Consider the following 11,257-nt stretch of genomic DNA (forward strand, 5'->3'; position numbering starts at 1 on the left):
CGGAGAGCCCGAGCGCGGCCACGGCCACCGGGTCCGCGCCGGCCGGCAGGTCCACGAGCGAGCCGGCCGGCACCGCCGCGACCGCGGCCATGCTCCCGTCGCCGGGCGCTATGCCGGCCGAGGTCGGGAACCACACGGTCCGCCCGGCCACCTCGCCGATGCCCTGCACGCCCGGCACGTACGGCGTCGCCGGCCGGCCGAAGTACGACGTGCCGCTCGCGCACAACAGGTCGAGCGGGGTGATCGGCGCGGCCCGCACCTCGACCAGCACCTCGCCCGCGCCCGCCGTCGGTGCCGGACGCTCGGTTGACTCGGGTGGGCGGCCCGGCTCGGTGATGACTGCGGCGCGCACCAGGTCGCTCGTCACGTCGAGATGTCCGGGTAGGGCAGCGAGTTGTGCGCGAGCCGCCGGGCGTACTCCAGCTGGAAGCCCAGGCCCTCGTGGTCGCGCTCGAACATCGCGATGAACAGCGTCAGCGTCAGGAACGGGTGCGCGCCCAGCTCGAACAGCTTCGGGTAGTCGTGAGTGGACAGTGCGGTCCGCTCGGTGTCGTCGAAGCACAGCCACGTCGACGACTCGGCCCCGTGGCAGTTGAGGATCAGGTTTGCCCGCTTCGCCTCCCACCAGTCGACCGTCCCTTGTGGATCCTCCCGATACCGCTCCACCAGCTCCGGGTCGCGGTCGACGGTGAACAGGAACTTGTTGAGCAGGTACGTACTCATGACGTGCCCCCGTTCGGGTACCAGGTGAAGTAGGCCTCCATGGTGTGGAACAGGTCGTAGGTGTCGACGTAGTCGGCCTTTCGGCCCTCGCCCGCCACTCCCATCATCAGCATGAAGTCCATGAACCCGTGCGTGGCGTTGCCCGGCAGGTGCAGGCTGTCGAGCGTCACCTCGCCGCAGCAGCCCTCGAGGTCGCCGGTCGAGATCCACTCCACGGCCTTGCGGTCGAACTCCGGGTCCGGCCCGTGCGGCCCGAACTGGCGCGGCCCACCGAGCTCCAGCGACAGGTGCCCGGTGCCGATCACCGCGACCCGCTGGTCCGACGGCCAGGACTCGACCAGCTCGCGGATCGTCTGGCCCAGTTGGACGAACCGGCGCGGCCGGGGCAGCGGCGGGGCGAAGATGTTGGTGTAGATGGGCACGATCGGTAGGTCGTTCTGCGGCCGCAGCGTGATGATCGGGCACGTGATCGAGTGGTCGATCCGCAGCTCGTTCGAGAACGCCAGGTCGAAGCCCGCGTCCAGGCCCTCGCGCAGCAGGTAGGACGACAGGTCCTCGTTGCCCCGCATGGTCATCCGCGGCAGGCCGAACTCGCGCTCCTCGTTGTACCAGTTGGCGTCGTAGAACGGCGCCTTGCCGACGAGGAACTGCGGCATGTTGTCCAGCCACAGCTGATGGAAGTGGTCCGAGCCGACCATCACGAGCACGTCGGGCCAGGCCCGAGTCAACGTCTCCCGGAACGCCTCCACCTTGCGCACCCACTCGTCGGCGAACGGCGGCCGGTCCTCCCCGGTGGACGTGCTGGCCCGGTAGTAGAACGGGTGGTGAGTCGACGCGATCACCGCGACCAGCTCAGCCATGCGAACCTCCTGTGTCCAGGTGGGGATCCGGCGGAACGGACGTGTTGTTCAGGTCCACGGACAGGAAGATGTCGTTCGCCACCGGGTTGTGCAGCTCCTCGGCCAGCTGCCCGATCAGGCCGGCCGTGCGGGCGAGCAGGGCGAAGCCGCGCAACAGCTCCAGCGGCAGCCCGAGGTCGGCGAGCGCGGCACCGCACACCCCGGCCCCGTTGAGCGGCAACGTCTTCCCGAGTATCCGCGGGTGCACCCGGCCGATCGCCTCGAACAGCGACAGGTGCGGCCCGAACAGGTCCTCCTCGCGGGCGATCTGGAACAGCCGCGGCGTGCGCGGGTCGCCGTCCTTGTGCACGTGGTGGCCCAGCCCCGGAACGAGCCGCCGCGCCCCGCGCTGCGCCGCGACGGTCTCCAGCGCCAGCGCGTCCCAGCCCTGTTCGTCGAGCGGCAGCTGCACCCCGCGGAGCACGTCGTGCAGGAACCGGCCGCAGTCCTCGGTGACGCCGAGGAAGCGCGACCCGCCGCCGAGGAGCCCGGCGGCGAGCGCGCCCTGCACGGAGTCCGGTGCCGACAGGTACGTCAGCCGCGTGACGATCGCGGTCGGGGTGAACCCGTGGTCGGCCAGCGCCGCCAGCACGGCCTCGAACACCCGCGTCTCGCCCTTCGTGGGCCGGCGCTGCGAGGCGAGCCAGAACGCCAGCTCGCCGAAGGAGACCGTGCCCATCACGTCCTGTGCCAGGTCGTGGCCCAGCAACGTGATCTTGTCGGGGGAGGAGGCGCCGAGCGCGGTCGGGTACTCAGGCATCGCCATCCCCCAAACGACTCTGCCCCAACCACTTGCGCAGCTCCGCGCCGTGCTCGTCGAGCTCCGGCGGCGGCAGCGCGTAGCCGACCGGCGTCTCGGAGAACCGGATCGGATGCCGGGTGGTCGGCACGGCCCGCTCGCCCTCACCGACCTCGACGATCGGGTCCAGCTCGAACCGTTCCGCCATCGCGAAACCCCCGTCGATCGTGTTGATCGGTCCACTTGGGACACCGGCCTCGACGAGCAGGTCGAACCACTCGACCGCACCGCGCCTCACCAGCTGCTCGGTGAGCAGCGGCCGCAGCTGTTCGCGGTTCTCCGTGCGGTCCGCGTTGCGCGCGAACCGCGCGTCGTCGGCGACCTCCGGGATGCCGAGCACCTCGCAGAGCTTGCGGAACTGCCCGTCGTTGGCAGCCGCGACGATCAGGTCGTTGTCCTTGGTGGGCAACGGTTCGTACGGGAACACGCTCGGGTGCGCGTTGCCCATCCGGTAGGGCACGGTGTTCCCGGCGGCGTACGCGGAGCTGTGGTTGACCAGCCCGGTCAGCGCCGAGGACAGCAGGTTGACCTCCACCCGCTGGCCCTGCCCGGTCGCGTCCCGGTGGCGCAGCGCGGCGAGGATGCCGATCACCGCGTGGTTGCCGGCCATCACGTCGAACACCGAGATGCCGGCCCGGTAGGGCGGCCCGTCCGCGTCGCCGGTGAGGCTCATCAGACCGGACATCGCCTGCACCATCAGGTCGTAGCCGGGCACGTGCCGGCCCGCGCCGGTGCCGAACCCGGTGATCGACGCGTACACCACGCCCGGGTTGGCGGCTCGCACCGAGTCGAAGTCCAGCCCGTAGCGGTCCAGCCCGCCCGGCTTGAAGTTCTCGATCAGCACGTCCGCGCGCCGGGCCAGCTCCCGGCCCAGCCCCGCGTCGGCCTCCTCGCGCAGGTCCAGCACGATCGCGCGCTTGCCCCGGTTGATGCCCAGGTAGTAGGTCGACACACCCTCCCGTTCCGGCGGCGTCCAGGTCCGGGTGTCGTCGCCGCGCGGTCCCTCGACCTTGACGACCTCCGCGCCCATGTCGGCCAGCAGCATCGTGGCGTAGGGGCCGGCGAGGATCCGGGAGAAGTCGGCGACCAGGATGCCGTCCAGCGGGCCAGCCATGAGCCTCCATTCGGGTAATCGTCCGTATCACGGACAACTGTCCGTCATTCTGGCACGGGCGGCGCGAGCGTCAAGACGCCGTCACGATGCCTCGGTCCGGGTCACGTGCGGCACGGCCGCCAGGCGGGCGAAGTCCGCGCTGATCTCGCCGGCCGCCCGCAGCAGCAGCGGCAGGTGGTGGTCGAGCAGGTGGTCGACCGAGGTCTCCGCGGCGTGCGTGTTCACGTTGAGCGCGCCGATCACCCGGCCGCCACCGTCCCGCAGCGGCGCGGCCACCGACCGGATGCCGAGCGCGAGCTGCTCGTCGGTGAGCGCCCAGCCGCGGGCCCGGACCTCGCGCAGCTCGGCGTCCCGCTCGGCGCGGCCGGGCTGCCAGCGCGCGGTCAGGCCAGAGCGGCTGGGCTCGGCGAGGACCTCGTCGACCTCCTCGGGGCACAGCGGCGCGAGCAGGACCTTGCCCAGCGATGTCTGCAATGCCGGGAACCTGGTGCCGATCTGGACCGCGAGCCCGACGATCTTGGGCACCGCCACCCGGGCGACGTAGACGATGTCGGACCCGTCGAGCTGGGCGATCGAGCAGGACTCGTTGGTGGCCGCCGACAGCTCCGCCATGTGCGGCCGGGCGATGTCCCACAGGCCCTGCGAGCGCACGTACGCCACGCCGAGGTCGAGCACCCGCGGCGTGAGCGCGTAGCCCGAGCCCGCGGGGCGGACGAAGCCCAGCTCGGTGAGCGTCAGCAGGATCCGGCGCGCGGTCGGGCGGGCGAGTCCGGTGGCGGTCGCGACCTCGGCGAGCGTCATCTCGGGCCGGCTGGGCTCGAAGGCGGTGATCACGTCCAACCCGCGCGCGAGCGCCTCGATGAAGTCCGGTCCGGCGCCTTCGCGCGGCATGGCGGCTCCTGTCTGTCACGGGCATTGACTTCGCCCCGGTCCGGGATCAGAGTAACTCTCGTCGCGATCCGGACGTGAGTCCGCTAGACGGTCAGGAGTTCACCGATGAACGACTTCCAGCCCGGACGGCCCGTTCTCCTGCGCGGCGGCACGGTGCTGCCGATGGACGACGCGCGCACCGTGCTTACCGGCACCGACGTGCTCGTGCTCGACGACCGGATCGCCGAGGTGGGCCGCGACCTCGTGGCGCCCGAGGGAGCCGTGGTCGTCGACGCGACCGACGGCATCGTCATGCCGGGGATGATCGACACCCACCGGCACATGTGGCAGACCGCGATGCGCGGGTACGGCGCGGACTGGACGCTGACCCAGTACTTCGTCTGGTACTACCTGGAGCACGGCAAGGTCTTCCGCCCGCAGGACATCCACGCGGGCAACACGCTCGCGGCGATCGAGGCGCTGGACGCCGGGGTGACGACGTGCGTGGACTGGTCGCACGGCCTGCAGACGGTCGACCACGCGGAGGCGGCGGTGGACGCGCTGCGGTCGGTGCCGGGCCGGTTCGTGCTGGCGTACGGCAACATCCAGCAGCCGCCCGCGGTGTGGAGCGCGGCGCCCGAGTTCCGCGACTTCGTCGCCCGGCGCATCACCGGCGACGACATGCTGGGCTTCCAGCTGGCGTTCGACGTGACCGGCGACCCGGCGTTCCCGGAGAAGCCGGCGTTCGAGGTGGCGCGGGAGCTCGGCGTCGCGGTCACCACGCACGCGGGCGTGTGGGGCGCGACGAGCGACGACGGCATCCAGCTCATGCACGACAACGGCTTCATGACGCCGGAGACCATCTACGTGCACTCCGCGTCGCTGTCCGCGGACTCCTACCACCGCATCGCCGCGACGGGCGGCTCGATCTCGGTGGCGACGGAGAGCGAGCAGAGCGCCGGGCAGGGCTACCCGCCCACGTGGACGATCCGGGCGCACGGCATCCCGGTGTCGCTGTCGATGGACACGAGCGTGTGGTGGAGCGGCGACCTCTTCTCGGCGATGCGGTCGACCTTGGGCGCGGACCGTTCGCGCGAGCACCTCGAGGCGCACGCGAAGGGCAACACGGTGACGCACTCGAGCCTGCGCGCGGAACACGTGGTGGCCTGGGCGACCCGCGGCGGCGCGGCCGCCCTCGGCCGGTCGGACATCGGTTCGTTGGAGGTCGGCAAGAAGGCGGACGTGGTGCTGCTCAAGAACGAGCACTCGCCGGTGTCGTTCCCGGTGCTGAACGTCTATGGCCACGTGGCTTTCCAGGCCCAGCGCGGCGACGTGCACACGGTGCTGGTGAACGGCCGGGTCGTGAAGCACGACGGTCGCCTGGTGGGCATCGACCTGGCCGCCGCGCGCCGCGAGGTCGACGAGACGGTGTCCTTCCTGCGCGACACGTTGGGCGAAGAGGAGTGGCGCAAGGGCATGAACCCGGACATCCCGGAGTCGAAGGTGCTGGACAACCCGTACCAGTACACCGACTACCAGAGCTCGGCGACGCGAAGCGGGGCCACGGCGGAGGCTTAACGACTATCGACGGGTTGTCCGGAACTAGGAAGATCGGGACGATAATTCCTCACCACATTCACGTGTAGCCGGTGAGGAGTTGTTGTCATGGTGGCCCGCGGCAAGATCGTTACCGGCATCGTCGTCGCGTTGGCGGCCGTCACCGTGCCCGTCGCCGCAGCAGCGACCGACGACTCCGGGGTGCGGGCCGCCTACGCCCTGCCGCTGCCGGGGGACGCGCTGCCCCGCGACGAGTACGACGATCCCCACCACGACTACCCCGCGATCGACCTGCCGGTCCCCACGGGCACCGAGGCCTACGCGGTGAGCTCCGGGCAGGCGGTGGTGTTCACCGACAGCGGCTGCGGCAACGGAGTAGAGCTGACGGCCGACGACGGCGCGCTGTACACGTACTGCCACTTCGACAGCCACGCGATCCAGTCCGGCCCGGTCCAGGCCGGGCAGCTCCTCGGCGCGACCGGCAACACCGGCAACTCCACGGGCCCGCACCTGCACTTCCAGATCAAGACGGACGGCACGCTGCGCTGCCCGCAGAACCTGCTGCTGGCGATCTTCGACGGCCTGGCCCCGCCGGCACCGACCGACCTCCCCACCGACGGCTGCTCCACCCTTCGGGAGACCAAGGACAACCCGAAGCTGGACGACATCCACTGAGCCCTCGCTCGCACCGCACAAGCCAGAGCGGGCCGTCCGGCGCTAGCTCAAGATCAAAGGTGCCGCTCCGCGCTAGCTCGAGGTCGAAGGGGTCGGGGCCGGCGGCGGGCCACTGGAGGGCAGGGGCGCCAGCCCCTGCCCGCAAATGCCCTGCCCTCAGGGCGACGGAGGCTCGCGGGTCAAGAGGTCGCCAACGACACAGGACCAGCGCCGGAACAGACGCGACCTCTTGAGGCGTGAGTCGGAGCCCGTAAAATCCGCCGCCGGCCCCGACCCCCAGACGCCTGCGGCGAACGCCCCACTGGCCCCCACAAGTCAGGTGTTGTCGGCGACCCACAAGGCGATCAAGCCGCGGAAGTGCGCCACGAACCGGTCCTGCTCTGCGGCCGGGTAGGTCGCGCGCACGGTGTCCACGAGCAGCGCGTCGAACGAGGACGAGGTGACCCAGTCGCGCACCAAATCGTCCACACGGGACAGTGAGGTGGCGCAGAACTCCTGGTACCGCGACGTCTCGAAGTAGTCGTCGGCCAGACGGCGGTACTCGGTCAGCTTCTCGGAGTAGGAGCGCGACGAGTCGGCTACCTCGAAGTAGTTCGCCGTGTCCAGGTCAAGCCGCGGGCGCCTACCGGACACCGCGCAGAACACCGACCACTTCAACAGCGTGGAGATCGCCCACGGGAAGTAGTAGTGCAGCGACGTGATCGAGATGTCGGGGCACGCGTTCGCGTAGTCGATCGGGTGCACCGAACCGCCGACCACCAGCGACTCGCACGAGTTGAACTCCCAGCGGAAGAACGCGTTGATCAGCCGCGAGATCGTCAGCACCTCGTCGCCGGTCGCCGGCGACAGGAAGGCGTGGTCCACCGCGTACCGGTCGTGCATCGGCTTGTCCGGCTGGAACTTCATCACCATGCTGTCCGGCCCGATGGTCAGCGACCGGGCGAACACGTCGTAGCCCTCCACCGACGCCTGCAGGTGCATGAGCATCTCGCCCGACTGGTCGTAGGCCTGGTGCAGCGTCCGCTCGTCGCGGATGCGGGACACGCCCCGCCACGCCCCACCGTCGTAGGGCTTCATGTACATCGGATAACCGATCCGCGAGGCGATCTCGTCCAGGTCGAACGGGCGGTTGTACTTCGCCGCGGTGTAGGCCCACCGGGCGTTGTCCACCGCGTTCTTGTACGGCACCAGCCACGTGTCCGGCACCTTCAGCCCCAGCCGGATCATCGCGCAGTACGCCGCGTGCTTCTCCATCGACTGGAAGGTGAACGGGCTGTTCAGCAGGTACACGCCGTCCATGAGCGCGACCTTCTTCAGCCACTCGCGCGGCACGTAGTACCAGTACGCGAGCCGGTCGATCACCAGGTCGTACCGCGGGGTGGCGCGCAGGTCGAACGGCTCGATGGTGATCCGCTCGGTGTGCAGCGTGTGCTCCCGGCCGGCGCCGTCGCGAACCGGGCCGAGCCGCTGGACCAACTCCTCGAACGCTCGGGGCCAGTCCTCCTCGGTTCCCAGCAACAGTCCCAGCAGGTGTTCGGTGCGGTCGGGCATGCGGGGTCTCCTAACAGAACCGGGGCAGGTGGTGGCCGAGCTGCGCGCGCCAGGACGGCCAGTCGTGCGGGACGTCGTGGCCCCACATGTCCAGCTCGCAGCGCAAACCCTTCTCGTGCAACAGGTGTGCGAAGTGCTGGGTGGACGGCAGCGACCCGGTCGTGTCCTCCCACTGGCCCTGGCCCACGACCAGCAGGATCGACAGCCGGTCGCGCAGCCAGTTCAGGTGGTCGCCGTGCAGGTTGGGCACGAAGTCGACCGGGTTGGCGAAGTACGCCGCCTCGCCGCGGTCGCCCCAGCCGTTCCACGAGGCGGCGTCGTAGTTGCCGGACATGCCGAAGGCGAACGGGAACAGGTCGGCCCGGCGAAGTCCGAACAGGACGGCGTGGAACGCGCCGAGCGAGCAGCCGAGCGTGCCGATGTCCTGCGGCCCGCCGCAGTCGGCGTGGATGGCCGGCACGATGTCGTTCATGATCCACGACTCGTAGACGCCGTGCTGCCGCGCGCGCTGCTCCAGCGGCAGCGACTCGTTCGACCACGAGGCCGCGTCGAACGAGTCCACGCAGTACAGCTTCGCCCGGCCGTCGTCGAGCAGCGGGCGGACCGCGTCGATCATGCCGTTGCTCTCGAAGTCCCACGCCCGGCCCTGCTCGGACGGGAACACGAGGAACGGCTTGCCGTAGTGCCCGTACGCGATCAGCGTGCCGCCGCCGATCTCGTGCTGTTCGCGGCGCATCAGACCTCCCACAGGTCGCGGAGCAGCTCGGCGAGCGCGGGGTCGAAACTGTCGCGCCAGCCGACGTAGTTGTGCGCGTCCGGCACCTCGACCAACCGCGCGGCGTAACCCTGCCGCGCCAGTGCCGCCGCCATCTGCCGGTTGTTCTCCAGGTTCTCCTCGGCGAGCCCACAGGTGAGCGCCGTCGGCACGGTCTCGGCCGGCGCGCCCTCGGTGAGGACCCGCTGGACGTACGCGTTGACCTGCGCGAACCGGCTGAACCGGCCGTCCTCCTGCGGGTCGAGCTCGCGGGTGAGGAACGACGCGGACTGCAGGAACAGCCCGCCGAACAGGCCCGGCAGCGCGCGCTGCGCGTGCAGCATCGCGAGCCCGCCGAGGCTCGCGCCCATGCCGGCGACCGGCCCGCTCACCGCGACCGCCTCGCGCAGGGCGGGCAGCACGCGCTGGTGCAGCGTCGCCGCGTACCGCGGGTTGGCCGAGTAGTTGTCGTCCCGCGCGCCGGGGGCCAGCAGCGCGACGCGGCAGCGGGGGAGCCGGCCGTCGGCGATCAGCGCGGCGACGAACCCGGTGAGCCCGGCCAGCCGGTCGTACTCCGGCCCGTCGTGCGCGACCAGCAGCGGGAGCGGCTCGGCCGGGTCCTCCGGAGTCCAGACGCGGACCTCGACGGCGTGGTCGAGCAGCGGCGCCGGAACCGTGAGGTCGACGAGCTCGCCGTCCACCCGCTTCGCGTCGAGCCACTTCGGCGCGGTGTAGCCGGGAAACTCGAGGACGGACTTGTCGCCGAACGCGCCCGGTGCGCGCAGCGGGTTGGCGGGGTCGCAGATCTCCTCCATGGCGTCCGCGTGGCGCAGCTGGATCTTGTACTCCATCCGCAGCACCGGCGGGCGGGGGAGCGTGAGTCGCCAGTCGTCGCCGTCGTGGCCGAACTCGAGCCCGTCGTCCGGCAGGTCCGGCAGCGAGAGCGCAGGCAGCAGCCGCACCCCATCCAGGGTCGGCTCGTCCCCGTCCGGCAGCCGAAACGTCACCGAGTCGGCGCTGACCGGGGGAGGGGAGTCCATCACGTGGCGATCACCGGGCCCATTCCAGTCATCGTTCCCTGGATGCGTCAAGCTGGCACGGTGTCAGTGCGTGAGCTGGTAGTTCTCGGGACCGCGAGCCAGGCGCCCACCCGGCAGCGCAACCACAACGGCTACCTGTTGCGCTGGGACGGGGTCGGGCTGCTCTTCGACCCCGGCGAGGGCGTCCAGCGCCAGATGGTGCACGCCGGCGTGAGCGCGCACGACGTCGACCGCGTCTGCCTCACCCACTTCCACGGTGACCACTGCCTCGGCGTGCCCGGGCTCGTGCAGCGGCTCTCGCTGGACCGCGTGCCGCAGCAGGTAGTCGCGCACTACCCGGCGAGCGGGGCCGAGTACTTCCACCGGATGCGCTACGCCGCCCCCTTCCACGAGGTGGCCGACCTGCGCGAGGAGCCCGTCGAACGGGAGGGGGCGCTCGCGACCGGGTCGTTCGGCACGATCGAGGCCCGCCGGCTCGACCACCGGATCGACGCGTTCGGCTACCGGCTCGTCGAGCCGGACGGCCACCGGATGCTGCCGGCCGAACTGTCCCGGTTGGACATCGCCGGGCCGGATGTCGGCGTCCTGCAACGGGAGGGCGTACTCCACCACCGCGGCCGGCGGGTCCTGCTCGACGAGGTCAGCGAGCCCCGGCTGGGCCAGCGGTTCGCGTTCGTCATGGACACTCGGCTCTGTGACGGGGCGTTCGCGCTCGCCGAGGGGGCCGACCTGCTGGTGATCGAGTCCACCTTCCTCGACCGCGACGCGGATTTGGCCCGCGACTACGGGCACCTCACCGCCGCGCAGGCCGCCCGCGTGGCCGCGGAGAGCGGCGTGCGCCGGCTCGTGCTGACCCACTTCTCCGGCCGCTACCCCGACCCGCGCCCCTTCCACGACGAGGCCGCAGAGGTGTTCGGGGGCGACATAGTGGTGGCCGAGGACCTCATGCGCGTCCCGGTGCCAAGGCGTCGATGAGTTCGGCCGCCCGCTCGGTGGCCGAGGCCTCCGACACGTCGGGGTTGCCGATCCGGTCGTCCCAGTTGAGGTCGTAGTACAGCTCGGTCACGCCCTGCTCGGCGAGCCACTCCGCGTCCGCGCGGATCTCCTCGTAGGAGCCGGAGAGCCGGCCCTGCCGCAGGCCCAGTCGGACGACCCCGCGCACAACGATCCGCGGGTCACCGGCAGCCGCCTCGCGGACGACGGCGACCTGTTCGGCGATGCGGTCGAGGTCGGTGGCGCTGACGGAGAGCCAGCCCGCGGCGAGCCGGCCGGCCC

The 11,257-nt window shown here is 71.0% G+C and carries 12 protein-coding genes and 1 pseudogene; 3 read left to right on the forward strand and 10 right to left on the reverse strand.

All coding sequences use genetic code 11. From position 1 onward, the window contains the following. The 6 genes from ACRDSK_RS26835 to ACRDSK_RS26860 all read right to left on the reverse strand — a co-directional run. The coding region (locus ACRDSK_RS26835) for an alcohol dehydrogenase catalytic domain-containing protein (RefSeq protein ID WP_431444085.1) at positions 1–367 on the reverse strand (367 nt) is incomplete at its 3' end. Next, complete coding sequence (locus tag ACRDSK_RS26840; RefSeq protein WP_431444087.1) at positions 364–723, reverse strand: hypothetical protein; 360 nt, start codon at positions 721–723, stop codon at positions 364–366. The genes ACRDSK_RS26840 and ACRDSK_RS26835, both read right to left, overlap by 4 nt. Next, positions 720–1,583 (reverse strand): extradiol ring-cleavage dioxygenase, encoded by an 864-nt coding sequence (locus ACRDSK_RS26845; protein ID WP_431444088.1) that lies wholly within the window; start codon positions 1,581–1,583, stop codon positions 720–722. The genes ACRDSK_RS26840 and ACRDSK_RS26845 overlap by 4 nt, the downstream gene beginning before the upstream one ends. Beyond that, positions 1,576–2,388, reverse strand: coding sequence for a citryl-CoA lyase (locus ACRDSK_RS26850; protein ID WP_431444089.1), 813 nt, complete (start codon positions 2,386–2,388; stop codon positions 1,576–1,578). The genes ACRDSK_RS26845 and ACRDSK_RS26850 overlap by 8 nt, the downstream gene beginning before the upstream one ends. After that, positions 2,375–3,535: a CaiB/BaiF CoA transferase family protein gene (locus ACRDSK_RS26855; protein ID WP_431444090.1), complete on the reverse strand. Its 1,161-nt coding sequence runs from the start codon at positions 3,533–3,535 to the stop codon at positions 2,375–2,377. Before ACRDSK_RS26855 ends, ACRDSK_RS26850 begins: the two co-directional genes overlap by 14 nt. A gap of 81 nt (positions 3,536–3,616) precedes the next feature. Continuing rightward, complete coding sequence (locus tag ACRDSK_RS26860) at positions 3,617–4,426, reverse strand: IclR family transcriptional regulator domain-containing protein (protein WP_431444091.1); 810 nt, start codon at positions 4,424–4,426, stop codon at positions 3,617–3,619. A 105-nt stretch (positions 4,427–4,531) separates the two neighbouring features. Between ACRDSK_RS26860 and ACRDSK_RS26865 the strand changes: the two genes are divergently transcribed. Both ACRDSK_RS26865 and ACRDSK_RS26870 read left to right on the forward strand, forming a co-directional pair. After that, the gene (locus ACRDSK_RS26865; RefSeq protein ID WP_431444092.1) at positions 4,532–5,983 is read left to right on the forward strand and encodes an amidohydrolase family protein; all 1,452 of its coding nucleotides are present in this window, start codon (positions 4,532–4,534) and stop codon (positions 5,981–5,983) included. A gap of 87 nt (positions 5,984–6,070) precedes the next feature. Continuing rightward, positions 6,071–6,637 (forward strand): M23 family metallopeptidase, encoded by a 567-nt coding sequence (locus tag ACRDSK_RS26870; protein ID WP_431444093.1) that lies wholly within the window; start codon positions 6,071–6,073, stop codon positions 6,635–6,637. Positions 6,638–6,952: 315 nt separating this feature from the next. Here the strand turns inward: ACRDSK_RS26870 and ACRDSK_RS26875 are convergent, their stop codons facing one another. Genes ACRDSK_RS26875 through ACRDSK_RS26885 form a run of 3 tightly spaced genes read right to left on the reverse strand, consistent with a single transcriptional unit; the run spans position 6,953 to position 9,982 of the window. Then, complete coding sequence (locus tag ACRDSK_RS26875) at positions 6,953–8,188, reverse strand: ATP-grasp domain-containing protein (RefSeq protein WP_431444094.1); 1,236 nt, start codon at positions 8,186–8,188, stop codon at positions 6,953–6,955. A 10-nt stretch (positions 8,189–8,198) separates the two neighbouring features. Further along, positions 8,199–8,924, reverse strand: a complete 726-nt coding sequence (locus ACRDSK_RS26880) for an esterase family protein (protein ID WP_431444095.1) — start codon at positions 8,922–8,924, stop codon at positions 8,199–8,201. After that, the gene (locus ACRDSK_RS26885) at positions 8,924–9,982 is read right to left on the reverse strand and encodes an alpha/beta hydrolase (RefSeq protein ID WP_431444096.1); all 1,059 of its coding nucleotides are present in this window, start codon (positions 9,980–9,982) and stop codon (positions 8,924–8,926) included. Before ACRDSK_RS26885 ends, ACRDSK_RS26880 begins: the two co-directional genes overlap by 1 nt. 60 nt (positions 9,983–10,042) lie before the next feature. On the opposite strand from ACRDSK_RS26885, the gene ACRDSK_RS26890 reads away from it, so the two are divergent. Then, a complete protein-coding gene (locus ACRDSK_RS26890) occupies positions 10,043–10,957 on the forward strand; it encodes a ribonuclease Z (protein WP_431444097.1) in 915 nt (304 codons plus the stop codon). Here ACRDSK_RS26890 and ACRDSK_RS26895 read toward each other — a convergent pair. Further along, positions 10,926–11,257 (reverse strand): annotated as a pseudogene (locus ACRDSK_RS26895) (LLM class F420-dependent oxidoreductase); the annotation flags it as partial. The gene ACRDSK_RS26890 and the pseudogene ACRDSK_RS26895 overlap by 32 nt on opposite strands.

The sequence above is a fragment of the Actinophytocola sp. genome (genome assembly GCF_050699915.1).
GTDB lineage: Bacteria > Actinomycetota > Actinomycetes > Mycobacteriales > Pseudonocardiaceae > Actinophytocola.